The following is a 25,521-nucleotide window of genomic DNA, read 5'->3' as shown; positions in this document are numbered from 1 at the left end:
AAAGTCATCGGCAAAATTAATCTTGCGGACTATTAAAACGCGATCGAGAGGCAAAACTATCGTCCGAGTGGCTGTTGTTTCTTGTAATTCCAGCTAGTTATAGCAAGCAATAGGGAAAAGGCATTTGTTCAATGGCTTATTTCCGGACAATACTTTTTGATAAAACAATTACTGGTTCAATGTTCTATGCCTTGAGAACTAAAGTTAGTTACAACTGAAGGCGTACCGAGAGCGACAAGAGCGCATGATAGGTTGGTTGCTAAAATATCGACGCGCTTTTAGATGGCGGAACACTTATGTTTTTAGACACCATACAGAGATTTTCCCCTGACTATATCTTGAGGCTAAAACAAATAGGGCTGGCTTTTTTTGAGAAGATAGCAACTGACCGAGCAATAGCTGGAGAAACTCAAGATTTTTACCAGGGATTGCTGGCGGGATTGGATGGGGCAGTTAAATTAATAGACGAAGAAAGCGGAGTACAAACGCTTAGCCTTTTAGAAGCTAAAATAGCAACTTTTATCAATGATGAAGAAGATAACTCATCCCAACAAAGTTTAAGTTCAAGTTCAGTAGAAGGTGACTGTAAGCTATCCATTTCTAGGTTGCCTGTTAGATCTATTTCTCAACTTAGACAAATTGGAAGAAAAACCGATTGCGAACCAGATATAGAAGATTGTGTCTGCATCGGCGAGACTCAAGATTTTTATCACGGCTGCCTCGCTGCTATTGATTTTGCTCTGTCCTTAGCAGGTGAGAAATATGCCTATGCTCAAATCAGTCTGGTAAAAACTAATGCCGCCAATTTCATCGAATTAAACAAAGATTGCGAACGCCGAGTTCTTGAGCTTAAAGGCTTATCTTCCTCAAAAAGGCAAGATTGGCAATCAAAACAAAATTTGCTTTTCGAGCTGTCCCAAGTAGATGGCGACAATCAAGTTGGGACGCTGGGCAGTGAAGGAGAGGGTGATGAAGCTGATTCGCGATCGACAGAAGCAGGAACTTTAGAAGCTGAACAGGAGCAAGAGTTGAAGAGCGATCGCTCTGATTATAGCGAACTAATCGTACCTCTTGCTTTAAGCAATCTGGCTATTTTGAAATACCAGACTGAAAGTGAAGAGGGAGTAGGAGAACAGTTTACAGAAGATGTAGTAAAGCTAAGAGAAAAAGAGCGCTTAGAGCTAGAGAATTTGCTATCTAGGACTTTATTAGATGGCTGCCAACAGTTGAAGCTAGGGAAACGCAAAGTTATAGAAGATTGGACAGCATTTTTAGAGGAGGGTGAAGCAATCAGGGTGATTTCAGATAGAGACAGCCACATCGTACTGCGAATTAATTTAGAGGGTGAAGTGCAAAGCGCTCTATCTTATGGCGATGCAGAGGTATTGGGTGCAACTGTTAAAGAAAAATCAGAGGATTTGGCTATATTCTCTAATTGGTTAGAGCCGATAATTCCGAACCCGCCAGCAGGCAATTTGAATCCTGATTCAGTACCGCCAGCACCGACACTGGATATTCAGCAGGTAAAAATGGCTGAGTCTATCCTGCCAACGGCTCAAAGAGCTTTTGAGTATTTACTTAATCATGCTCCCGAGCGCGTGGAAGAGACTGATGAGTACACTCGCGTTCGGGTAGGAGATTTGTACGATCTTATCGTGCGAGAGTCGGACGGGGTTTCGGTGTCTTCTCTGACTGTTTCTGTCCGAGGGGAGTTAATTAAACTTCGCGGAGAAAAATTGGTTTTAGCTCAGGGTATTTCCTCTGAAGATATTGATTTTTGGGCGGTGGTTGCAGAAGAGCTAAATCGGATAGAGGTGAGGAGTAGGGATTATGAGCGATCGGAACCAGATAGTCAAAGTGGTTTAGGGGGCTGAATCCCTGGAAATACCCCTTATACCAATTTAATATGAAGCTGCATAGAATAGGGCTTCAAGAATAAACTTGTAAGATGACAACGAACTAATTTGCGAGCGGGGTGATTTTTTCAAGAACTTGTTTCAATCGCTCTCGTAATTGCTCAAGTGTTGTAAAAACCTCTCCAACAAGTTCCTGTTTTATATATTCCCAGACCCTTTCAATTGGATTAAGTTCTGGACTATGTGAGGGTTGACAGACAGGAATTAAATTTTCGGGCCATAATAGTTCATTAGTGATATGAGCACCCGCTCTATCCATGTGAATAAGGGCAATATCTTCACCCAAGTGTAGAGAAAGAGCGTCAATAAATTGCTGAAAATATTCTCCCTTAAGATGAGCGTATTCTTGGCAAAAATGCCAGCCACTCAATGGTTCGACAACCCCATACAACCAAAAATTTTCACGTTTCCATAGTATGGGAGCAACTGGTTTTACCCCCCTGGCTGTAATTAATTTTCCTGTCAATGTTTTTAATCCCAACCGGGTTTCATCTTGACACAAATATCGTAGCTTTTTACCCTTACCAAAATATTTTTGCAACGTCAATACTGCTGCAATAATGTTTTTTTAAAAAGCTCCACTGCTTCTACGTCCTGTAAAGCACTTTGCGGGCGTGGCACTTTCAGTTTTGCTTGGAGACGGTAATGCGCCCAGGCATAGACTGTTGCATAAGTCAGTTCTAAATTATACTCTGTTTTTAGCCATTCCACAATTTCCCCGTAGCTTTTGAAAGGGGCTCCTGTTGCTAAGCGTTCTTTAAGTCCTGCTAATGCCTCAATAGTTAAGTGTTGTACTTGTCCGGGGGCTTTTTTCACCAACAATAATTCCGATAATCCACCACGTCGATACTTTTGTAGCCACCGGCTTATCGTAGATTTGTCTCTACCCAAACGATGCGCTAATTTTTGGTGCTCCTGTACTTGCCCTGTTTTTAACCACCATAATACTTGTATTCTTTCTTTCTGACTCGCTGTACGAGTATTTTTTAGTTGTTTTTTTAAAAATTCTGCACTTTTTTCTATTGTGATTTTTAAAAGACGAGCCATAAAACGCACCATAAACGCCATCTATCTATTATATGCAACTTCACATAAAATTGGTATTATTTGAATTAGCTCCTCTCTGCAAGATGCTAATTTATCCTAAAAAGTATCAAAGACTTTTTTTACATTTTCTCTCATTTCTTGGACAACTTCGGGAGGAAAACATTGGGAGTTGAAATTCTGAGAAAGAGTTTCTGTGGTTTGGTCTAATAAGTTCTTAGCATTAGAAAAATTGGACTCTGCTTGTTTTATCCTGTTAATTCTATTTTCATGATATTCAAGTGCAACTTGATGAGGAATCCACAAACTATCTTTTATAGCGTCTAAAACTTTAAAAAAATCTTCCTGTGTTTCATTACGATGTTCATAAAAATCTAAAATAATATTAGTATCAAAAATAAAAATGCACTTTTGCCAAAGCTCCAAAAAATCTTCGTCAGATGGGGAATAATATCCGGGTAATAAGTCTTCCATTTTTGTCAATTACTTGGTAAATATCTTGCGCGCTCCACTCATATTGAGGCGCATGGTGATAACTTGCTCGCTAACCTGATAAACCCTACTTGCTTTGACCACGCTCATCTTAGTTTTAGCAATGTGAAAGGCTGCTTCCTTTGAAATAAGCAGCGCTGGCCCTAACCAATTCGCTTCATCCTCCTGTTCCACGTCGAAGTGGCGGCAGCCGTGCTCATCGAGTACAGGACGCGGAATATGACCGAGAATGCCGTGACCGAGTTCGTGAGCGATATTTGAAGCCTGTCGGTGGGGAGGGTGCGAATCGTTGTGGATGATACGCCGTCGGTAGCCGTCAATGATGGTGACAGCCGAAAAGCTTTCCCGATCCTGTTCCATAAAATAGGCCACCGCTTCTTGTATTTCGGTGTAAGCCGATAGGGGATCTACGGGGATTTCTAAGTGTTGGGCCAATCTCCAGGGACAAAGGGGGTCATGAGACCTGAGACTCAGTTCCTTTCTATATTCCCGAGCATAAGTATCCGCTTCAGTTTTGAACCCGCGACGTAACTGCTTTTTCATCAATCTATTCGATCCTTGCGTAGACGCTCGTAACCTGCTTTGAGAATGGCTTCGAGAGCTGCGGCTCCTTCTGGCGTGAGATTGCGATCTGCCCGCAAGTACGCAGTAATTTGAGTAAGCGGGTCTGATTCAGTCCGAACATCCCGAGCTCCTTTGACAAAGGACTCAGCCTGCAATCCCGACCATTTTAGCAGTGCTGCAAGACTATCCACATCAGGTCTCCTTCCTTGAGCCATACGGGTCAAAGTGGACGCGCTTACCTCAGACTGTGCCGCTACCTGCTTCCACGTTAGGCGCTGCGACTGTCGCTGGCTGTCTAGCGCTGCGTAAAAGGACTCTACATCGAACTCTACCTTAGCCATCCTCCCTCTCCCATTGCTACCTTGCAATTTTAAGTCATTTGTGTAATATTACTAATTGCGAACTAGCAATTGTTAATCATTATCGCAATTAATGAAGGAGTGTTACTGTGATTGCATCAAAAAGTTATCGGATTCAGATTGATGAAACTTCTTATGAAGTGGACGATCCTGTGATTGCGGGCTTTCAGCTTCTTGACACGGCAGGGAAGAGGCCATCTGATGAATACCTCATCTTTCAGCGGTTGCAGAACGGGCAGCTTGAGGAAATCAGGCCTGATGAAACGGTCGATCTGCGGAAACCGGGTATAGAGGCGTTTATTACCTGGCGAAGCGATCGCTCTTTCCGTTTTGTAATTGACGGCCGGAAATTTGAGTGGGGCATACCGCTGATTACCGGACTGAAGCTCAAACAACTTGCTGGAGTTGACCCCAAATCTTATGGAGTTTGGCTGGAGGTACGGGACGGAGAAGACCGCCCGGTGGGAAATGAGGAGTCGGTGGATCTCCAAGCTCCCGGAGTCGAGCGCTTCTTCACCGGTAAGAAGACTACGACGGAGGGTTAATCCGTGAGTTTCTTACCGTCGCGAGAGCGGGAATATCTTGAAAACAAAGGTATTGTTTTTCAGGAAGTTATAGACGGGAGCCAGAAAGGGGTCATTCTCCCTGGCTTTAGGTTGCCGTCTAACAAGTACGATGTCCACCAGGCAGAGGTATTGATCGTGCTTCCGCCCGGCTACCCAGATGTCCCGCCAGATATGTTTTACTTGCAACCCTGGGTGAAGCTTGCCACTCACAACCGTTACCCCACAGCAGCAAACCAGGCTTTTATGTTCAATGGAGTCTCCTGGCAACGGTGGTCGCGCCACAACAACGAGTGGCGTCCCGGTACTGACGGTATTTGGACGATGCTCAAGCGCGTGGAACACGCTCTGGAGGTAGCTGTATGAGCTTTACTGCCAGTATGGTGTTGCAGGAGGAACACCTTAAATACCTCCAAGAAACCCTGAGCCGCGCCGATGGACGAGAACGAGCGGCTTACGTGATCTGCGGTGAGGTAGTCATTGAATCGGACCCTTGGGATGGTCAGCAGCGCCGGAAATATCTTTCCTATGAAATCCTTCCGGTTCCTGAAGATGAAATAGTTTCGAGTTCCGATCGGCATATTACGTGGAAGACTGATTCCTTTGTTCGAGCATTGAAGCTCGTTCAAACGAGGGGGATGACAGTGGCTCTCGTTCACAGCCATCCGGGAGGTATCGCTGCGTTTTCCGAACAGGATGATAGAAACGAGCCTGACCTTATAGAGCTTGCCCAAAACAGAAACGGGGCCCAGACAAAACTCCCGAGCGTAATTTTCACAGACTCAGGAGAGCTTGTCGGTCGCCTGTGGACGAGCCAGCATGAGTCGATTCCCCTACAACTGATTTGTGTTGTAGGAAAAGCAATCAAGCTTCACTACACGGGACGGGGACAGGATATACCTTCGTCAGTCTTTCAGCGACAATCGCTAGCATTTGGGGAAGCACTTGCTCAGGATTTATCGACGCTCAGGGTTGGAGTGGTAGGCTGCGGCGGTACGGGCAGCGCAGTAGCCATGCTGCTTCCCAAAATGGGAGTACGGCTGATTGCGCTCTTCGATCCAGATGTAGTTGAAGAGAGTAACTTGAATCGACTTCACGGCGCAACTCGGGAAGACGCTGAAGCAAAGCGCCCGAAGGTTCTGGCTGTAGCGCGCTCGCTCTCGGAGTTAGGGCTTGGAGTGCAAGTAAAGTCCTATCAATCGTGGATAGGCGATCGGGATTGCCGAGATGCCCTGAAGTCCTGCGATATAGTCTTCGGTTGCACGGATGACCATGCCGGACGGTTGTTGCTTAACCGCTTTGCCTACTATTACCTGACTCCTGTTTTCGATGGAGGGCTTGCCATCGAGGTATCTCCAACTGAACCGCCAGAAATCAAAGCGCTAGATGGTCGAGTAACGGCACTAATACCCAACCACACCTGCCTGTTGTGCCGAGAAGTTATCAATTCTGTGGCGGCGCGGGATGAGGCTTTGAAGCGGAACCATCCAGTCGAGTACGAACGGCGGAAAGCAGAGGCTTACGTTCTAGGTGAAGGAAACCCAAGTCCCGCAGTGGTACTCTTCACCACAGGTGTTGCGATTATGGCGATTGAAGAGTTGGTACACCGCCTTCAAGGATTTCGAGGCGAGAACGGTGCGATAGCCCAAAGAGTAAGAAAATTTCACCTGATGACCGATCGAAAGCAAGCTGCTGATTCCAAGTCGCATTGCCCTATTTGCGGTACTGCTGATTGTTGGGGCAAAGGCGATATTGTTCCATTTCTCGATTTGGTGGAGTGAGCTATGTTTCTTCGCAATCTAATTCGATGGATTCTAATCAAGCTGAAGGTAATTGAAAGACCAGACTTGTCAGCACGGATAGTTAAAGTTCATCCAGCACCTGAAGAAATTATACCGAAACAGGTATTGGTCGTTGGTGATGGCCGCTATCGAAAGTGGGCTTGTTTTCGATGTCCCGGTGAATGCGGAGAGGCGATTTTGTTGTCCTTAAAGCAGACGCAGCATCCTTCGTGGAAAGTCACTATAGACTGGTTGGGACGACCGACGATTCATCCCTCGGTTAGGCAGCTTAATGAGTGTAGATGCCATTTCTGGGTTCGTCATGGCTGTGTTGAATGGTGTTCCGATACAGCCGCTATAGCCCAAAGGAAATCCTAGTTGTTCGGAACAGCAATCAGGATTGTTTTGAAACTGCATTGCTGTACCGAGCGAAATTCCACCAAGTATACCGCCTCAGTATTTGGGTACGGAAACTGAATTCATTGTAGCTATACCCTTCCTAATCCGTTCTATTGTCTTACTAATTCAGGTACTAACCTTACCAATGTTACGAAAGAGGTCAGGTTCTTCTAAGAAGTAGTATCCGCCAGGCTGCAAAAAGCTGCACGCTTAGTCCAGAGGGTGCAGCTTTTTTTTGAATCCACATTCCGTAACTCAGCAGACACAGAAAGCTTGACACTCTCATGATATATGACGACAACCGGGGCCGTGACCAACAAGACGTTACCGAAAAGCTTGACTCTATGTTTTGATGTTTTTACTGGCTTGGATCAGTAATTCATTGATTAGAGCTTGTTTTTGCCTGCCATCAAATCGAGGAGTTGGCGCCGTTTGACCTTTGTCTGGCTGTGGGGTTGAGTTTTGAGGTGGCGCTTCGGACGCGGCAACGGCTGAGGGAGAATGAACCGGAATTTACAAATTCGGTTCCGCTAGGGCGGTTTATGTTGTGCTGGAATAAAAAAAAGCGATCGCTTAAACTGGTAGAGTTTGATTTGGAGAGTGCGATCGCATCCTTAAAATCTGGTGAGCCTGTAATTCCTGTCTGGTTAGATCTGATTCATCAAGGGCTAGCTAGTAAGCTGGTGAGTTAGGTGCGATCACATTTATCAGGAATATTTTTTACTTAATATTAAGTATTTTTTCATGGGTAAGCTAACTCTGCCACAACTGGAACGACATCTGTTTGCCGCCGCCGATATCCTGCGGGGCAATATGGATGCTTCGGAGTTCAAAGAGTATATTTTTGGGATGCTATTCCTCAAACGCGCTTCGGATGTGTTTGAGCAACGTTATGACCAAATTCTACAAGACAATTTGGTACGGGGACGCACGCTAGAAGAGGCGAAACAGAGGGCGGAAAATCCCATGAGTTACCAAGAGGCTTTTTTTGTACCGGAAAAAGCGCGATGGGCTTATATTCGCGATGAAGTACATGAAAAAGTAGCAGATGGATTGAATAAAGCTTTAGGTTCTCTGGAAGATAAGAACCAAGCTTTAGCAGGAGTATTAGGTCACATTAATTTTAATCGTCAGGTGGGAAAAAGTCGGATTTCTGATACTAAGTTACGCGAATTAATTCAACATTTTAGTAAGCATCGATTGCGAAATGAAGATTTGGTGTTTCCCGATTTATTGGGTGCTGCTTATGAGTATTTGATTAAAGATTTTGCTGATTCTGCGGGGAAGAAAGGGGGCGAATTTTATACGCCACGTGAAGTGGTGCAGTTGATGGTGCGGCTGATGAAACCACAACCAGGGATGTCTGTTTATGACCCTTGTTGTGGTTCAGGAGGTATATTAATTCTGGCAAAGCAATATGTTGAAGAGTGCGGCGGCGATGCCAGAAATTTAGCGCTTTACGGGCAGGATAATAACGGCGGCGTGTGGGCAATTTGTAAAATTAATATGCTGCTGCACGGGATTCGGGATGCGGATATTCACAATGATGATACGCTATTTAATCCCTTACATATTGAAGGCGGGGAACTCATGCGGTTTGACCGAGTAATTAGCAATCCGCCTTTTTCCCAAAACTATAGCCGTGAAGGGATGGCATTTCAGGGAAGGTTTACGCATGGATTTTGTCCAGAAACGGGAAAAAAAGCAGATTTAATGTTTGCTCAGCACATGATGGCGGTGCTAAAAGATAAGGGGATGATGGCGACGGTAATGCCTCATGGGGTGCTGTTTCGGGGGGGTGAAGAAAAGAAAATTCGCGAGAGTTTGATTGACAAAGATTGTTTAGAAGCGGTGATTGGTTTGCCGCCAAATTTATTTTATGGGACGGGGATTCCTGCTTGTCTTTTAGTGATGCGTGGGAGTAAAGATGCGAAACCTGCGGCACGTAAAAATCAGGTATTATTTATTAATGCCGATGCGGAATTTTATGCAGGTCGCGCTCAGAATTATTTGCGCCCCGAACATATTGAAAAGATTACCTGGGTGTTTGAAAATTTTAAGGCTTTACCGGGTTATTCGGCTGTGGTGACAAAGCAGGAATTAGCAGACAATGATTATAACTGCAATATTCGCCGCTATGCGGACAATGCGCCACCGCCAGAACCGCAGGATGTGAAAGCACATTTATTGGGGGGAATTCCTAAAGTTGAGGTTGAGGCAAAGCGTCTATTGTTAGAGGCGCATGGATTCGATCCAACTAGAATTTTAGTGGAGCATTGTTAATGGATTATTTAGATTTTATTGCCTCAATTACGGAAAGAGGGCAGATTAAAATTTTTATTGAATCTGATGCTGGCGTTGAACAACAAGAAGGTAAGCTTTATAGTGTTTTTGCTGCTTGGTGGCAACTTCATGCACCTGATTTGGGCGAGTTGCCGAAAACGAAGAAAGTGATGGAACTGCGAGGGGAGTTTTTGCATTCGTTTGTTGATAGCCTGAAACCTGTGGGTTTACTTGACCGCTTCAAGGTGGCGGGTGTGGTGGCGAGTTGGTGGGATGAGGTGAAGTATGAACTCAGAACGCTCTCGGAATCGGATTTTGGCGGGTTGGTGGATAGTTGGGTGGATACAATTCGGGATGCTCTAGAGCAAGATGATGAGACGCAGAAGAATCAGACCAAATTCGACCCGCTCAATCATAAGCTGGTGGTGCGGTTGATGCCGGACTATCTGGAGGAAATTGCGGACGCTGAGGCGAAAATTGCGGAGTTAGAACAGCTTAAGGTTGCGTTTGAAGGGGGGGAAGAGGCCCAGGAGGGAGAAGCCAGCGATGAGGAGGCGGAGGCGGTTAATTTTGCTAAGGAGTTGGAGACAAGGCTCAAGACTCTGAAAGGTTCGATTAAGGAGCCGAAGAAGGAAATTAAGGATTTAAAGAAGAATTCGCCGTTGTTGAATGTGGCTAAAATCGCAGAACTTGAGGCGACGGTTGAGCCGATGGAAGCGGAAATTGCCGAGATTGAGAAACAACTGGAACCCTATAAGGAAATTAAAAAGCAATTGAATGAATCGAAGGGGAGGCTGAGGACGCTGAAGAATGAGTTGGTGAAGCGTTTGGAAGCGGCGCGTGCGGCGTTGACGGATGAGAAGTGTCAGGAGTTGGTGTTGGCGATTTTCAAGGATGGCTTAATTGTTGAGTTGAAGCGATATGTCACGGCTCACCGTCAGCAGGTGATTGTAGCGGTTGAGAATTGGTGGGATAAGTATCGCGTGACGTTGCAGGATATTGAAACGGAACGGGATGCGGCGCGTCAGCAGTTGAATGTGTTTTTGAGTGGGTTGGGTTATGCGTGAGACTGTTGTTAAAACTGAGGAGTTTAAGGATTCGCCTCTGGGGAGAATTCCAAAAGATTGGGACGTTAAACCACTATCTGAACTAGCTGATGTAGATAGAGGAAAATTTACTCATAGACCACGAAATGACCCTCGTTTTTATGGAGGTTCATACCCTTTTATTCAAACAGGTGATATCGCCAATTCATCAGGAGGAATACTCAGCACATACAGTCAAACTTTAAACGAGCGTGGAATTACAGTAAGCAGAGAGTTTCCTGTTGGTACGATTGCAATCACTATTGCAGCAAATATTGCCGATACTGCCATTCTTGGCATCCCTATGTTTTTTCCTGATAGTGTTGTTGGTGCAGTTGTTAAAAAACCTAACAGCATTCGGTATGTAGAGTTATGCATCCGCCGTGCTAAACAACGGCTGGATGCACGCGCACCACAAAGCGCTCAGAAGAACATTAATCTTGAAGATTTACGCCCTCTTCTAATTCCTGTTCCATCTCCCGAAGAACAACATAGAATCGCTGAAGTTATTGACACGATCGACTCAACGATCGCACATACCTCCTCTCTCATCGCCAAGCTCAAGCAGATGAAGGCTGGACTGCTGCACGACTTGCTGACACGGGGGTTAGATGAGAATGGGGAATTGAGGGATGCGATCACACACCCCGAACAGTTCAAAGACTCACCTCTGGGACAAATTCCTAAAGATTGGGAAATTCGGCCACTTACATCTCTCACTCAATATATAACCTATGGATTTACAAATCCAATGCCGACCACTAAAGATGGCCCGTGGATGATAACAGCTTTTGATATAGCCAGGGTAAGCTCATCTAATTTGGTATAAATTGTACTTGACAAAAAGACAACTATAGAAAACGTGGCATTCAGGTATGAGCAATTCTATAATGCCTTAAAAGCTAAGTCATCAAGCCGTAAAACTCAATGGATAAAGGATTCCTGCCCGTTGTGCCAACGTCTAAGTCAAAGCAACCACGCTCAGAAGCCCCACCTATTTCCATGCAAGAGTTACAAGGGAGCTTGTCAAGTTATTTTGATGACGTACCCGACCCAAGAGTGAACCGAACCAAACGCCACCTACTGAAAGACATTCTCGTCATTGCCATATTATCTACAATAGCTGGAGGTGAGGGATGGGAAGACATGGAAAATTATGGAATCAGTAAGCAGCAATGGTTGCAAAAATTTTTAGACTTACCCAATGGCATCCCGAGCGATGATACCTTTCGACGAGTTTTTGAAAAGCTAGACCCGAAAGTTTTAGAACAGAAGTTGACTCAATGGGTTAAACAATTAATTGGGCCAGTTGGTCAACAAGTTATCCCGATTGATGGCAAAAATCTCCGAGGTTCTTATGACCGAAAAACCGGGGTAAATAATTTACATTTAGTGACAGCTTGGGCCAGCGAAAATCGGTTGGTACTTGGACAAGTTAAAGTGGAAAACCATTCCAATGAAATCACAGCTATCCCAGCTCTATTGGAATTAATCGATGTCACCGGAGCGATTATTACGATGGATGCGATGGGTACTCAGACCGAGATTGTGCGGCTCATTCGTCAAAAAAAAGCCGATTATGTCGTTACCCTCAAAAAGAATCATCCAACTCTTTATAAACAAGTCAAGACCTGGTTTGAAACAGCCAGAGCCAACCAATTTGGTGGAATTGAAGTGAGTGAAGATTCCCGAACGGAAAAAGCACATCATCGAGTCGAAACTCGAAAAGTTTGGGCGGTTCCAGTGGCGGCACTCGGACGACTTTACAAACAAGAAGACTGGGCAGATATTCAGACTATTGTTATAGTAGAACGTTTCCGTTATTTGTGGAACACAACCACTCATGAAGTACAGTTCTACCTGAGTTCCTTACCCGTAGATGCCCAGGTTAATGGTCGCGCTATTCGTCAACATTGGAGCATTGAAAATCAAGAACATTGGATTTTAGATGTCACTTTCAATGAAGATCGATGTCGCATTCGGTCGTTGAATAGCCCTCGGAACTTGGCTGCTATCAGACGGATGTCCCTGAATGCTGTCAATCAAGAAACTACTCTCAAGCGTAGCTTGCGACAGAAAAGGAAACGGGCTGCAATGAATGATGAATACATGATGCTTCTTCTCAAATCCTTTTGTCAAGACTGATTGAGATGCTCTTACCCTGTTGATATAGCTAATGGAAAGATTTGTTATGAACAAGCTCGACACACATCAGAAAAAGCCTATAAAAATGACCTGACTCAGAAAAGTAAACCGAATTTAGGCGACATTTTAATAACTAAGGATGGAACTTTAGGCAGAATCGCTGTTGTTGATCGAACTGATATATGTATAAATCAATCTGTCGCCTGCTTACGACCACTCCCAGATACAGATATAAAGTTTCTCGTTCACTACCTAAGCTCTGAACAAGGGCAAGAACGTATGCTAGCTGATGCTGGAGGTTCAACAATTAAACACATCTATATTACAAAGTTAGCGGAAATGGAGGTGCCTATTCCACCAAGGGAAGAGGCGAGGAAAATTTTTACTATTTTGGATTTCCACAACACTCGCATCCGCACTGAAGAAGCCTACCGCGACAAGCTCAAACTCCAAAAACAAGGACTAATGCACGACTTATTAACCGGAAAAGTGCGGGTCAAAGAGGCCGATAAATTCACCCCTGCAAGTGATAAGTTTAGCTAGTCGTGGGATTTTCACCCATTAAATAAGAGGAAATATCAAACCGTGTCTATCTGGCTTATTCGTCATGGTCAAAGTCAATCAAATGCAGGTTTGGCAACTATGGGGCCGCATGAAAACGCCTTAAGTGAATTGGGCGATCGACAATCAAGATGTATTCCAACCGCCGTTAAACAAATTCCAGACAAGATTGTGATTTCACCTTATCTGAGAACACAACTCACTGCTCAACCATTGATTGAAAAATTTCCACATACACCCGTGGAGGTTTGGCAAGTTCAGGAATTTACCTATCTGGGTCTACAGCTCGACCAACCAACCACAACCCAGGCTCGCAAACCTTTGAGCAAAGCTTACTGGGATCGCTGCGACCCTGAATATGTCGATGGAACCAACGCCGAATCGTTGGTTCAACTGATGGAACGAGTCCGAACTGCCCTAAACCAGTTACAACAACAATCCGGTTTTGTTGTTGTCTTTTCACATGGATTTTTTATCAAAGCAATGCTGTGGCAGATTTTGGCTAACCCAACGATAATTGATGCCGTTGCGATGACTCGGCTTTTGGGATTTTCGCGAGGCTTTCCAGTACCGAATGCGTCAATTTTGCAGATGGAATTTGATTCAGGTGGGATAGCTCACTGGAGTTCCTTTATTACCAATCATCTGCCACCAGAGCTAGAATCGGTAGCACCCGATGCAACTGTGGCGAGCGACGCAGCCGATCAACCCTCGTAACCTACCTTTAGTGGAACAATGCCCCAACTAACGCCAGAGTATATTTACGCTGAAAAGCCAACCATCGACCAACTTATCAGCATGGGTTGGCAGCATATCGAAGGCAGTTGGGATAATCCCCAAGTTACCGATCGCGAGAACTTCAAGCAAGTCTTAATTGGCGATCGTCTAAAAACCGCCATCAAGCGCATCAACCTCGATGACAGCGGCAATCCTTGGCTGGATGATACCCAAGTCAATGCTGCCGTGAGTCAATTAGAGCGTCTGGGCGCACAAAGACTAATGGAAGCCAATCAAGCCGCTACAAAATTACTCCTCAAAGGCACCACTGTTCAGGGACAAGACGGCCAAGATCGCACCCTCCACTTCATCGACTTCGAGCATCCCCAAAATAACGACTTCCTAGCCATCAATCAATACCGAGTAGACCCCCCTTGGGCAACAGGCAAAGGGGGGTTTATCGTCCCGGACATTGTGCTACTCGTCAACGGCATCCCCCTCGTCGTCATCGAGTGCAAAAGCCCCAACCTCGATAACCCCATCACCGAAGCAATCCGCGATTTGTTGCAATATTCCAACCAACGGGGAAGCAGCCAACCCGAAGGCGCAGAAAAGCTATTTCACTACAACCAGTTAATGATAGCCGCCTCTAGAGGACGCGCAGCAGCAGGAACGATCGGCGCGAATTACGAGCATTATGTCGAGTGGAAAGACACCACCCCCTGCCCCAAAGCCGAAATTGCCGCAGAACTCGGCGTTACCGAACTCAACTCGCGCCAAATGCTGATCGCCGGGGTGCTACAACCCGCCAACCTCCTCGACATCCTGCGAAACTTTACCCTCTTCAAAACCAGTGGCGGACACACTATTAAACTCGCCCCCCGTTACCAACAATATCGGGCAGTCCACGAAGCAATCGGGCGACTCCTACACAACCCAAGTCGCACGCAACATGGTACCGATGACCAACGTGGTGGAATAATCTGGCATACCCAAGGTTCCGGCAAAAGCCTGACAATGGTGTACCTGATACGGAAAATTCGCACCATCCCCGCCTTGCGCCGCTTCAAGATAGTCGTCGTTACTGACCGCACCGACTTAGAAAAGCAACTATCCGAGACAGCCGTTCTTACAGGCGAACCCTTACAAAAAGCGAAAAACGTCAAAAAGCTAGAAAACAACCTCAAACAACCCGGTGCTGGCTTAGTCTTCGGGATGATTCAAAAATTTAAAGGTGGTGAAGACTCAGAAGAAGAAAAAAAAATTGAGCCTATGCCGAAAAATCTCAATCCTTCTGAGGATATTTTAGTGCTAATTGATGAAGCGCATCGATCGCACGCCAGCACCCTCCACACAAACCTCTTGACAGCATTACCCAATTGTGTGCGAATTGGTTTTACTGGTACTCCGATCGTCCAATCTGCCAAGAAAACAACGGAGCAAATTTTTGGTGATTTTATCGACCAATACAATATCCGCCAATCTCAAGAAGATAAAGTTACTTTACCCATTCTTTATGAAGGGTTAGAAGCCAGAGGTGCAGTCACCCAAGGCGATGACCTAGATAAACTATTTGAAATCGTATTTCAGGATAAAACCCCAGAAGAACGGGTGCAAATTAAAGCTAAATACGCGACTAAAACCCAAGTCTGCGAAGCGCGAGAACTGATTAAAGCCAAAGCTAAAGATATGCTGCGCCATTATTGCGATCGTATCCTTCCCGGAGGTTTCAAAGCGCAAGTTGTCGCCTCAACTCGCCTCGCAGCCGTCCGTTATCAAGAAGCATTTTTAGAAGCACAAAGAGAACTGGTGCAAGAACTAGAAACTCGCGCCCCCATCCTGCAAAGTTTCGACACAGAAACCCTAGAAAACCTGAAGTCAGAGACTCGCTTTCTTGCCCAAGCATTACCACATTTAGAAACAATCCGTCGCCTAGAATTCGCGGCAGTCATTTCTGCCGATAAAGATGACGACCCCAACTGGAAAAAGTGGACTGATAAGAGTCAACAAGAAATCAATATTGCTAAGTTTAAAGATCCTTTAGCCAAAAACAGTTTAGCAATTTTAATTGTTAAAAGTATGCTATTGACTGGATTTGATGCGCCGTTAGAACAAGTTTTATATTTAGACAGAGGAATGAAAGAATATGAACTATTACAGGCTATTGCCCGCGTTAACCGCGTTCATGATAATACTAAAGAATATGGCTTAGTCGTAGATTATTACGGCGTGAATCTAGCAGAAGCTTTAGCAATTTACGAAAAGATAGATACAGAAGCCGCTTGGTTTGATATTCGGGAAGAGTTGCCAAAATTGCGAGATAAACACCAGCAACTCATTAAGTTATTCAGCCAAAGCGGTTGCACAATAGACGATTTAGATGATTGTGTTGACTTGCTTAGGGACGAGATCCTCAGAGTCGAGTTCAACAATTATCTTAAAGACTTTCTCGACACCTTAGACACAATTTTACCCCGTCCCGAAGCCCGTTATCCTTATAACTTTGTCCAAAATGCCAAAAAATTAGGTTTAATTAAAAAATCTGTCGCTGATCTTTATCGAGATGAAAAACTAAACATTGTCAGTGCCAAAGAAAAAGTCCGGGCATTAATTGACCAATACATTGAATCCCAAGGAATCGATCCAAAAGTTCCGCCGATTGATATTATGTCTTTGGATTTTAAGACTCACATCCAGCGGCATCGGTCAATTAAAGCCCAAGCAGCCGAAATGGAATTCGCCGCTCGTTACCACATTGATATCCACTATGATGAAGACCCAGTTTATTACAAAAACTTGAGCGATAAACTGCAAGAAATCCTCGCTTCTTTCGCCGAAAACTGGCAAGAAAAAGTAGAAGCTTTGCGGAAATATATCGAAGAAATCCAAACAGGTCGCCAGACCAATGAAACCGGGTTAGACCCGAAAACTCAACTGCCATTTCTAAATATTTTAGGCGAACATTCTGACAAAAACCTCACCGAACTTGCAGCACTAACCGTCGAAATTGTCAACCACATTAGGCAATACCTTCGACGGGTAAATTGGGACAGCCCTGTCGTTCAAGAAGATTTAAGAAAGTGGATAGCAGGGTATTTAGATGATAAGGATGCAGTCAATTACGAACAATTAGAATCAGTGGCAGATAAACTGGTACAACTTGCCCGTAAAAATCGCGATCACCTAATTTTATGACAACACTAACCTTTGGCGACCTTTCCTTTAAATTACGCCACAGTGCCAAACGTCGCACCATCGGCATCACCGTCGAACGAGATGGTCAATTAATTCTGTCAACTCCCCCAGAAGTGCCAATTGAAACATTAGAAAAAGTTGTCAATGAGAAGCGCTTGTGGATTCACAGTAAACTAATCGAGAAAGAATCTCTCAATCCTCCCACCCCTGCTAAAGAATACGTTTCCGGGGAAAGCTTTTACTATCTGGGGCGCAGCTACAGCCTCAAACTGGTGGATGGCGTGGAGGGAAAGCCACCTTTGAGATTGTATCAAAGTCGTTTTGAATTGCAGCAAGAAGCTCAGGCCCAGGGAAGAGAAGTATTTATTCGATGGTATTGCGATCGCCTTTCGTCGATTTTAGATACACAAATTGCTGCTTTGGTCGATCGTCTCGAAGCTTCTCCCCGTTCTGTGCAAGTGCGAGATTTAGGCTATCGCTGGGGTTCCTGCGGACACAAGGGAGATTTATATTTTCATTGGCGAGTGGCGATGCTACCCCGATCGATGATTGAGTATCTGGCGATTCACGAAATGGTGCATTTGATTGAACCGCACCATAATCATGCGTTTTGGGATAGAGTCGAGCGGATTTTGCCAGATTTCGAGGAACGTAAGCGCTGGTTAGCTGAGAATGGCGTGAATTATGACCTTTAGCGAATCACAGGCCACGACGGTATCTATCTCTAGATTGGTGCCACGAAGTTAGAAAACTAGCATTGAGAAGCCGATGAGTTCACACTGCATTTGACAAAGCTTCGCTTCCACCCTCAGCTCACCCAAATGTGGGAGAGCTTTTTGTGTGATAGGGCCGAGGCACTTACAACCGAAAAGCCCTCTGGCGTAATATTTTTTATTCTCTCTGACTACTAATAAAAGGTGTGAAATTGGCAACGTCTCCCCGATAAACCCACGGAGTTTACTGCGCTCATCCATGCAGCCACACCAAGATCAACTTCGCATCCGACTCCACTTGGAGTCACGGCGGTGTGGAAATTTGCGAGACCCTTTAGCATAAGTTACGTTATTTGTCAAAATCAGGCAAAAAAATTTTATGGCTCTGCCCACAGATGAATTTTCCCTAAATTTTTTCTTGACATTCGCAGATATAACTCATAACATTAGTAGTACCTCGTACTTTTTTATAGTAAGAGGTACTAAAAAGAACACTTGGCTAAGGAAAACGCCATGCACATTACCTATCATGCCGGTCAAAGAATGAATCACCGTGGTATCACAAAAGAGATGATCGAACTCACGATTCAATATGGAGAAGTTCAGGACGAGGTGACAACTTTGAGCCGAGATGCCGCAACGCGCTTAGTGGCTGAACTTCAGCGCCAGGTGAAGATCGCCAAGAAACTTGAGGAAACAAGGTTGGGCCGAGATGCAGCAACACGCTTAGTGGCCGAACTTCAGCGCCAGATGAAAATCGCCAAGAAAGTTCTCGACAAAGGCGGTCTTACCGTTGTGACCGCTTTTTCCGCTCAGAGTGTAATTCTTGAGGAAACCATCATTCTTGATGAAACTATCCTCATTACTACATACAACTGCGCCCATCCGAAGAAGAGTAGAAAGTGGCAAGGAAAGAAAAATAAATTCCGCCTATGTAACCAGACCGAACGGGTGTTTAGATTTCATAATAAAACTTAGATATTTTAAAGCCCCTTTAGGGGCTGTAAACCTCTTGTTCGCAAGGGAAAGAACCTAATGATCTAATAAAAAGGTTTGAAATTCTTGAAATAATAGATTTAGGCTCCTTCAAGCTAAAACTCTTTGTCTATCTACATTTTAAGCCAGTTAAACGTTAATTTTTGTCTACATCCCGATATAAGGAAATACCATGAAAAGTGAATATATACTTGGGCAAATGCTCGACATCTTTCGAGGCAACCATCATTTTACGACAGACGAGAACACTCAAGTGGTTCTGCAGATATTGGCGTGGGCAAAACTTTCGCTAAACGAAAGTCTTCCCTCCGATCTACAACTGACTAAAAATTCAAGACTCACCACTTCTACAGAACTCTTCAATAGCTTTAAGAGGCTCAGTAAATGCCCAGAGCTTGGTGAGAACAAAGCAGCGTTCGAGAACATCGCTTATTTGCATAGGGATATTTCTCCGGGCGTATTTGTAGAGGCGCTCGATTTCGCACTCGATTCCGCACAGAAAAATCTGTTAAACTCTTTCGACTTTCCTGAAGACTTTTACCTTTCGTTTCTATCTCATGGATCGCCCATCCCGATAGAAGTAATCAAAGTTATGTCCGCTCTGGCGGGAGACCTTAAAGGAAAGAGGGTTTACTGCCCCTACGACTCCCTTTGCCTTATTGCTCGTCAGGTTAGTAAACAAGATGGAATTCCATCAATAGAAACACCCTGGGTGTCTCCTATCCCTTGGCTCATAAGCATCCTTACGGATGCAAATATCCGCACTATAGTCACTAGCGATCCCCTTCAAAGACCAGCCTTTCTGAAGGAAGGCAATCTTCAAAAGTTTGATTTCACTATTGCATTTCCACTTTTTGGACAAAAAATTGATATCGAAGTCTATAAAAGAGACTTATTCAATAGGTTTAAAGAACCAACCTCATCAGGTTCTGTTCTTACCCTGTACCACATAATCGCTCAAACAGAAGGAAAAGCCATTGTCGCAATACCAGGTAGCATCCTCTTTAGTCGTGGAGCTGAACACTTGTTGCGAAAAGATCTACTTCAGCAAGAAATGATTGAGGCGGTCCTCAGTATGCCAGCAGCCCTACTGCCTTTCACCCCAATTCCATTTTCAATTCTCATACTCAATACTCGGGGTAAAGCCTCCACAGTGCGCTTTGTTGATGGAGCAGCAGAGCAATTTTCAACTAGAGATGGGAGAAACCGCTCTAAGCTTGTGAACTGGGAATTATTGCTCGAGATTTTCCATAATAGCAACGATGAGGCTATCGTAGCTAACATTCCAACTATAGATATCCTTCTTAAAAACGATGCAAACCTTGAAGTTTCTCGCTATCTCTTACCTCCAGCGCAAAAGGTAATTCGGCATCTTTTGAGCAAAAACGAGACTCGGAAACTCTCTGATCTGGTTACGTTTCTTCGTCCATCAAAACCTCTACCAAAAAATGAAACAGAAGGAATTCCAGCGCTTGAGGTGGGTGTTTCGGATTTTCCCAACTATGGCTACCTCACAACTCCTGAGAGGCGGGTATTGCTGTCACCAAAAGTCTTTAATTCACAAGAGGGAAAAAGCTTTTTGTGTCCCCGTGACATTATTATTTCGATAAAAGGAAGCGCAGGGAAACTCGCTATTATTCCCGATAATGTACCTCCAGTTGGCCCTAATGCTTGGGTAGTAAATCAGTCTTCGTTAATTATGCGTCCACAGGGTAGCATAGATCCACGGGTTTTATTTATGTACCTCTGCTCTGATGTTGGAGAAACACTGCTTAAGGCGATTATTTCAGGGGCAACTGTCCCTCTCATACAGCTACAGCACTTAAAAGATGTAGAGATTATCGTTCCAGATGCGGCAAAAGCGGAAAGCATTATTAACACATTTAAGGAACAGGTTGAGATACAGGATCAAATCAACAAACTTCAGGAAGAGCTACAACATTTGAGTAAATCCCACTGGAATATCTCCTCATCTACTAGAGGTTAGTAGTAGCCAAAATTTTAAGCTTATAAAGCTTTTGATGTTTGCATCACAATCTACTTTATATTCTTTTCCTCCCCATTTTTAGCTAAATCATTTGAATGAATCAGAACGGGTTTCCAGCATTGGTTAGATCGCAGTGGTGCGATCGGATTGATAGGATCAATGAGGAGCTTGCCTCAAAAAGGCTTGCACGCTTATTCGGGTATTCGAGAGCCTGTAAGGGTTTTGGGGCGTTTTTTGCCCTCTAAAATTGAGGAGTGTCACTTCAACAACTGTGGTAACGAAAGTATTAATGGTAAGCTCGATCGACTACATATAAAAACTGTAGCTGATCTGTGGCTCATCATCAGCAGCACCTAAATATTTCATAACCTGACCGACTTTTCGAGCACAAGCCAGCGTAATTGGATACTTTCCATCAAATTGAGTGTTGTTCCAATTCATTTTGGTTAAACCTAAAATTTCCTGGCAAATTACGCCAGGTGATTCATCCGACTTGACAACTCGAATCTCCAAAGGTTGTGGAATATACTTTCCTGTATAGGTTCTGTAATGTTCAACCGAACCCCGGGTGTACAGCAAATGATTTTCCTCATTCAATTCAATATGAATACCTCGGTATGACGGATATTCATTTCCACGTAAGAGGCGTAAATCACTGTCAAGAATAGTGACAAAATCCACCTTGCGAACTCGCATTTCTTTTGCTGCTGACTCAAAGCCATCAAGCTCTTCATCACTGTATTTTGAGGATTTATGCAACACAAGCCGCGCTGGAGAAGTATCTAATGCAGTTTCATATTCAGCTAGAGCACGCTTTAAGAGGTGATAGGCTTGTCCTGCTTTCAAATGAGGTATTCGATCACTTTTATCGATATTAACCGGGGTCCCTCGCAAAATTACATTATTGCCTAATTCATCAAAAATTTGGGCTAAACTCGTGTTCAACACCTTGCGGTCGCGACTTCGATAGAATCCTATCCCAACAAAACATACTGAGGGGCGATTGATATTGGTAACCAGCTTCCAAGGAACCGTTCGGTTAGTTTTATAATAAATAGCAGTACAAAAGTTCCAGGCTTTTGTAGCATCATCCTGCTGACCTTTTACATTCGACTCTAACGAAGCTTCTCTAATAATTTGCAATGGTTTTCCAAGAGACATTGCTTTAGCTTTTAACGCCCGTCTAAAGTTGACTTCTAAAACATCGTCTTCTCCATCTTCTTCATTTTCTAAAGTTTCTACGACGGGAATTATTTCTGGCTTATAAATTTTGTCATATAGTCGAGTGGGGATAACACAGGTTATAACATCAATCACGCGATTTTGAGCCAAAAATTTAGCTTGGCGATAGTATAATTCAACTGCTGCATAAACTCGTTCATTCCAATCTTTAATCTGAACGATCGCATTAATATCTGAGTTATTCAGTACCCTAGTAATTTCTTCATCAATTACTAGGAGTGCTTTAAATCCAAAGTCGGATTTGAAGCCACAAAAGGGAACAAACAGGTTAGGTTGACGACTGTCTGGTTTAGCAGGAATGAATTGAGAACACTTCTCTAACCAAGTATATAATTTGGATAGCGTATCACTGGTTCCCACAGCGCCAACTATAACTCGTTCACGTCTGATTTTAAGTTTCGTATCATAAACGTCATAGTTAGTAATACCTGTTCTTGGACAAAGGTGAGAGCCTTGACCAAATTCTAATAAAGGTTCTTTAATGTAGTGTAATTTCATAAGTCGAAGGATAATGCTGTTTGCTCCCAATCATTAGTCTTAACACTGCCGTTCCTTGGTGATTTGGGATTCCACTCATCATCATTAAGTAGCGGAGCATTTTCAAAGGTGATGAGTTCACCAAACCCTAAAAAAGGGTAAGGATATCTAGTAACAAAGAGATCGGAAGATTTCTCTGTTTTTAAGAAAGCTACAATAAACCGCAAATGATTATAAACGTTTTTATTATTCTCCTCTCGCTTCAACCAATCGAGCTTATCTTTAGCATAGAAGGAACGTCGATATCCGTCGAAACTGAAAAACCAGTCTGGGATAATAGTAAGATACCAGCTTTGACTAAATCTCCGATATTGTGTATGAAATGCTTGGTGCTTACAGTAGGAAATTTCATCGGGCTTATTATTCTTCATTACCCGTTCGTAAACAGTTCTAGTACTCTTTCTTTCCCCATACCATTCCTCTTTCCGTATTGGGTTCCCGTCAAATTCTACAAAAATGAATTGTTGCTCTTGATGCTGCCAAATAACATTTTGACGATATAACTTTTGTTGTAAGCATCGTCTTAACAAGGATTTGAAGACATTTTCAAAGTTTCGATCGATTTCGTAAAACTCCTGGGACTCAAGCGAGATTGTTGTTCCACGATCGACGATTGCCGAAATCGGTATGTTATCATCCTTTAAATCATGGAAAGTTACGATTTTTCCTTCATGACAGATCCAATCTACCCCAAAAGCTAACCCTGCTTGCTCAAGAGCAGCACGCGCAACATCTCGTGTTGAGGCATCTTTCTTGAGTTTGTTTTTATAATCTTTGGACTTTTCAATAACTTTTTCCCGCTCAACAACTAAATCTGAAATGTATAGCTCTTTAGGGAAGAATAGTTCTAACAGATTGAGGTAAACCGTCTCTGTACCTTGAGCATAGTGTGAGCTAGAAGTTGTAACTGGAACTTGACTTTTATTCGATCCAGTAAATTCGCTATTCCATTGTTGAGAATCTAGACTGCCTATTTCTGCAACGATAACGCTGAGTTTTTGTTTAGTCTCCAAACCGCTAAACTCACTATCAGCCATGTTATTAAGAAATCTTAAAAGTTGTGTTTTTCCTTCATCTAATATAAGTTCTATTAATTCTGAAACGAAAACAAAGCTGCTTTTCTCCAGAGAACTCATGCGGGGAATCAGATAATCAAACCCTGTGAAATTCAAGAGAGCTTTTCGCTCTCCAAAGCTTTGAGTAGCTGGCATTTTTACTAGAATCTGTAGCAATTTATCTGAAAAATTTATAGTCATTGAAATCTAAATAATTGTAGAATCTCTCCGAAACTAGGTAGTCGATGCTGCGACCTTAAGCATATCTGCAAACTCTGAAGGTAAGTCAGCTAAGATACTTGTTACCAGAATACCCTCATTTCTAAAGTAACGCTGCTGGGTGGCCGGTTCAGGAATATTACCTCCAGCGTGGTGGAGGGCAAGAACCTCCCAGCCATCACTAAAAACTGGTGAACCAGAAGAGCCATTCAAGGTAGAGGTTATATATTGTATTATATTGCCACCTACATATTGAACAAAATTGTTTTGCAGTGAAATTTGCTTGGGTTGTCCCAATGGGTGTTGAATAATATTGACTCTGATACCCCTACTAATCGCCCTAGGTAGTAGTGGTAACCACCCCCATTTTCTTCCAGGTTCTCCTTCGATTTGAACTAAAGTGTAATCCAAGGAGCCATTAGTATGAAATACCCCATTTGGTTTGGCGCGATACTCCTCTATCTGTTGAGCTTCTCCTTGGAAGGTCTCTTCATAATTAAAACGAAAAATTGAATTTGTAAGTAAATTTGAGATGGGCAATACATGATTGTTGGTTAACAACAAATCTGGAGCCACGAGAAACCCTGTACCTGACCAACGTTTTTGGCTCGTCTGTACCCCAACATAGGCAATTGACCGAGATACCTGAAGCCCTTGGCGCAAGAATGAGATTGGACGTAGCGTATTTTCACCAATTATTTTCTCTAATACATCTGTAGTGGTTTCTGTCCCTCGCCAATCGTGGATGTTAGGTAATGTTGCGATTGGAGTCATCATGTCATACTTGATCAGCAACCTATCCAAAGAAGCTTGCTGCTGAACTCCTACCACACTCTTCAGGGTATTCAAGAAAAGCCCCAGGACCTCGTGCTCGAAATTTAAACGCCCGTACTTTGACAGATAGCTAACGATCTCACTAACTGCAACAAATGAAGCACCTGAAAAATCGATCATTGGTGTCAACTGTTTCAAACCAGCTAGCTCCAAAAGTCGCTGACGCGCTCTCTCCGTGGCTAGTTCTGGTATATCTTTTAGTAGAGTTATTAATTGTTTACAGTCTTCAGCTTCTAAAGTGACCATATTTTTATTAGTCTTTCAACAAAGAAGCCTCTTTGCTGAGAGGGGTAAAGGATAACGGTGCAAGCCCTCACCCTTAACTAAACCCAACAAAATACAGAAGGCTTCCTCTTCCAGAATAGCAAAGCAAATGCCAATAGTATGGTCGCAACTAACTATTAATCCTCTTCAGCCATCTTCAGCAATGTTCCTGTCATACATAACTGCTGAATCAACTATCTTAATTCGTAAACACGTTAGTCAGTTTACGCTCATAGTATCAAGCTGTCTTACAAGCGGGGTTAGCCAGCACACCCCATTAACACATCCAGGACTAAACCCCCAGTCACATAGCAGCGATGAGTGCAATCGCCCGAACAATATCTCCCGCTCCGTAACCCCAGCCGAGGGAGCAAATTTTTGGAGCCACATCTCGCTCATTCGCTATTCGCGAATGTAGAATAAAGCAAACCGCAAGCGATCATCGCCAGTTATGCTCAAACCCCAGGATATTGTTGCCGTACTCAAAGTCCACAGTTGGTCTGGATCGAACTAGACTTACAGCTCCCTCGCTCAAAGCTTGGGTGTGAGCGCATCCGAAGTTCACGGCAC

The 25,521-nt window shown here is 43.8% G+C and carries 24 protein-coding genes; 16 read left to right on the top strand and 8 right to left on the bottom strand.

Annotation, left to right across the window (positions count from 1 at the left end):
* The first annotated feature begins 296 nt into the window (after positions 1-296).
* Positions 297-1,874: a hypothetical protein gene (locus tag QUA54_RS05690; protein ID WP_333413757.1), complete on the top strand. Its 1,578-nt coding sequence runs from the start codon at positions 297-299 to the stop codon at positions 1,872-1,874.
* Positions 1,875-1,959: 85 nt separating this feature from the next.
* On the opposite strand, the gene QUA54_RS05685 is transcribed toward QUA54_RS05690, so the two are convergent.
* The 5 genes from QUA54_RS05685 to QUA54_RS05665 form a co-directional block, all read right to left on the bottom strand.
* Positions 1,960-2,463: an IS630 family transposase gene (locus QUA54_RS05685; RefSeq protein ID WP_333413756.1), complete on the bottom strand. Its 504-nt coding sequence runs from the start codon at positions 2,461-2,463 to the stop codon at positions 1,960-1,962.
* The gene (locus QUA54_RS05680; RefSeq protein ID WP_333413755.1) at positions 2,460-2,984 is read right to left on the bottom strand and encodes a helix-turn-helix domain-containing protein; all 525 of its coding nucleotides are present in this window, start codon (positions 2,982-2,984) and stop codon (positions 2,460-2,462) included. Before QUA54_RS05680 ends, QUA54_RS05685 begins: the two co-directional genes overlap by 4 nt.
* A 75-nt stretch (positions 2,985-3,059) precedes the next feature.
* Positions 3,060-3,434, bottom strand: coding sequence for a PIN-like domain-containing protein (locus tag QUA54_RS05675; RefSeq protein WP_333413754.1), 375 nt, complete (start codon positions 3,432-3,434; stop codon positions 3,060-3,062).
* 9 nt (positions 3,435-3,443) lie between these two features.
* Positions 3,444-3,995: an ImmA/IrrE family metallo-endopeptidase gene (locus QUA54_RS05670; RefSeq protein WP_333413753.1), complete on the bottom strand. Its 552-nt coding sequence runs from the start codon at positions 3,993-3,995 to the stop codon at positions 3,444-3,446.
* On the bottom strand, positions 3,995-4,357 hold the full coding sequence (locus QUA54_RS05665; RefSeq protein WP_333048851.1) for a helix-turn-helix domain-containing protein: 363 nt from the start codon (positions 4,355-4,357) through the stop codon (positions 3,995-3,997). Before QUA54_RS05665 ends, QUA54_RS05670 begins: the two co-directional genes overlap by 1 nt.
* Positions 4,358-4,464: 107 nt before the next feature.
* Here QUA54_RS05665 and QUA54_RS05660 point away from each other — a divergent pair, with 107 nt between their 5' ends.
* From QUA54_RS05660 to QUA54_RS05590, 15 genes are all read left to right on the top strand, one after another.
* Entirely contained in the window at positions 4,465-4,920 is a 456-nt protein-coding gene (locus tag QUA54_RS05660) for a multiubiquitin domain-containing protein (protein ID WP_333413752.1), read from the top strand.
* 3 nt (positions 4,921-4,923) lie between these two features.
* The gene (locus QUA54_RS05655) at positions 4,924-5,304 is read left to right on the top strand and encodes an E2/UBC family protein (RefSeq protein ID WP_333413751.1); all 381 of its coding nucleotides are present in this window, start codon (positions 4,924-4,926) and stop codon (positions 5,302-5,304) included.
* The gene (locus QUA54_RS05650; RefSeq protein WP_333413750.1) at positions 5,301-6,719 is read left to right on the top strand and encodes a ThiF family adenylyltransferase; all 1,419 of its coding nucleotides are present in this window, start codon (positions 5,301-5,303) and stop codon (positions 6,717-6,719) included. The genes QUA54_RS05655 and QUA54_RS05650 overlap by 4 nt, the downstream gene beginning before the upstream one ends.
* Before the next feature lie 3 nt (positions 6,720-6,722).
* Positions 6,723-7,097, top strand: a complete 375-nt coding sequence (locus QUA54_RS05645; RefSeq protein ID WP_333413749.1) for a DUF6527 family protein — start codon at positions 6,723-6,725, stop codon at positions 7,095-7,097.
* Between the two features lie 443 nt (positions 7,098-7,540).
* Positions 7,541-7,810: a hypothetical protein gene (locus tag QUA54_RS05640; protein ID WP_333413748.1), complete on the top strand. Its 270-nt coding sequence runs from the start codon at positions 7,541-7,543 to the stop codon at positions 7,808-7,810.
* A 52-nt stretch (positions 7,811-7,862) separates the two neighbouring features.
* Complete coding sequence (locus QUA54_RS05635; RefSeq protein ID WP_333413747.1) at positions 7,863-9,401, top strand: class I SAM-dependent DNA methyltransferase; 1,539 nt, start codon at positions 7,863-7,865, stop codon at positions 9,399-9,401.
* On the top strand, positions 9,401-10,468 hold the full coding sequence (locus QUA54_RS05630; protein WP_333413746.1) for a hypothetical protein: 1,068 nt from the start codon (positions 9,401-9,403) through the stop codon (positions 10,466-10,468). The genes QUA54_RS05635 and QUA54_RS05630 overlap by 1 nt, the downstream gene beginning before the upstream one ends.
* On the top strand, positions 10,461-11,315 hold the full coding sequence (locus tag QUA54_RS05625; protein WP_333413745.1) for a restriction endonuclease subunit S: 855 nt from the start codon (positions 10,461-10,463) through the stop codon (positions 11,313-11,315). Before QUA54_RS05630 ends, QUA54_RS05625 begins: the two co-directional genes overlap by 8 nt.
* Before the next feature lie 98 nt (positions 11,316-11,413).
* Positions 11,414-12,631 (top strand): ISAs1 family transposase, encoded by a 1,218-nt coding sequence (locus QUA54_RS05620; RefSeq protein ID WP_445301528.1) that lies wholly within the window; start codon positions 11,414-11,416, stop codon positions 12,629-12,631.
* Positions 12,632-13,174, top strand: coding sequence for a restriction endonuclease subunit S (locus QUA54_RS05615; protein WP_333413744.1), 543 nt, complete (start codon positions 12,632-12,634; stop codon positions 13,172-13,174).
* A gap of 42 nt (positions 13,175-13,216) precedes the next feature.
* The gene (locus tag QUA54_RS05610; RefSeq protein ID WP_333413743.1) at positions 13,217-13,909 is read left to right on the top strand and encodes a histidine phosphatase family protein; all 693 of its coding nucleotides are present in this window, start codon (positions 13,217-13,219) and stop codon (positions 13,907-13,909) included.
* 18 nt (positions 13,910-13,927) lie between these two features.
* Entirely contained in the window at positions 13,928-17,104 is a 3,177-nt protein-coding gene (locus tag QUA54_RS05605; RefSeq protein WP_333413742.1) for an HsdR family type I site-specific deoxyribonuclease, read from the top strand.
* The gene (locus tag QUA54_RS05600; protein ID WP_333413741.1) at positions 17,101-17,799 is read left to right on the top strand and encodes a SprT family zinc-dependent metalloprotease; all 699 of its coding nucleotides are present in this window, start codon (positions 17,101-17,103) and stop codon (positions 17,797-17,799) included. The genes QUA54_RS05605 and QUA54_RS05600 overlap by 4 nt, the downstream gene beginning before the upstream one ends.
* 531 nt (positions 17,800-18,330) lie before the next feature.
* Positions 18,331-18,795, top strand: a complete 465-nt coding sequence (locus QUA54_RS05595) for a DUF4258 domain-containing protein (RefSeq protein ID WP_333413740.1) — start codon at positions 18,331-18,333, stop codon at positions 18,793-18,795.
* A gap of 190 nt (positions 18,796-18,985) precedes the next feature.
* The gene (locus QUA54_RS05590; protein WP_333413739.1) at positions 18,986-20,800 is read left to right on the top strand and encodes an N-6 DNA methylase; all 1,815 of its coding nucleotides are present in this window, start codon (positions 18,986-18,988) and stop codon (positions 20,798-20,800) included.
* 306 nt (positions 20,801-21,106) lie between these two features.
* On the opposite strand, the gene QUA54_RS05585 is transcribed toward QUA54_RS05590, so the two are convergent.
* From QUA54_RS05585 to QUA54_RS05575, 3 genes are read right to left on the bottom strand one after another with little or no spacing between them, the layout of a single operon-like run.
* Positions 21,107-22,540 (bottom strand): hypothetical protein, encoded by a 1,434-nt coding sequence (locus QUA54_RS05585; protein ID WP_333413738.1) that lies wholly within the window; start codon positions 22,538-22,540, stop codon positions 21,107-21,109.
* On the bottom strand, positions 22,537-23,835 hold the full coding sequence (locus QUA54_RS05580) for a hypothetical protein (protein ID WP_333413737.1): 1,299 nt from the start codon (positions 23,833-23,835) through the stop codon (positions 22,537-22,539). Before QUA54_RS05580 ends, QUA54_RS05585 begins: the two co-directional genes overlap by 4 nt.
* A gap of 33 nt (positions 23,836-23,868) precedes the next feature.
* Positions 23,869-24,933 (bottom strand): trypsin-like peptidase domain-containing protein, encoded by a 1,065-nt coding sequence (locus QUA54_RS05575; protein WP_333413736.1) that lies wholly within the window; start codon positions 24,931-24,933, stop codon positions 23,869-23,871.
* Between the last annotated feature and the right edge of the window lie 588 nt (positions 24,934-25,521).

This window comes from Microcoleus sp. MOSTC5 (genome assembly GCF_036701825.1).
Taxonomy (GTDB): domain Bacteria; phylum Cyanobacteriota; class Cyanobacteriia; order Cyanobacteriales; family Microcoleaceae; genus Microcoleus; species Microcoleus asticus.
Note: the sequence above shows the minus strand (reverse complement) of the source record. Positions and strands in the feature narration are given on the sequence as shown.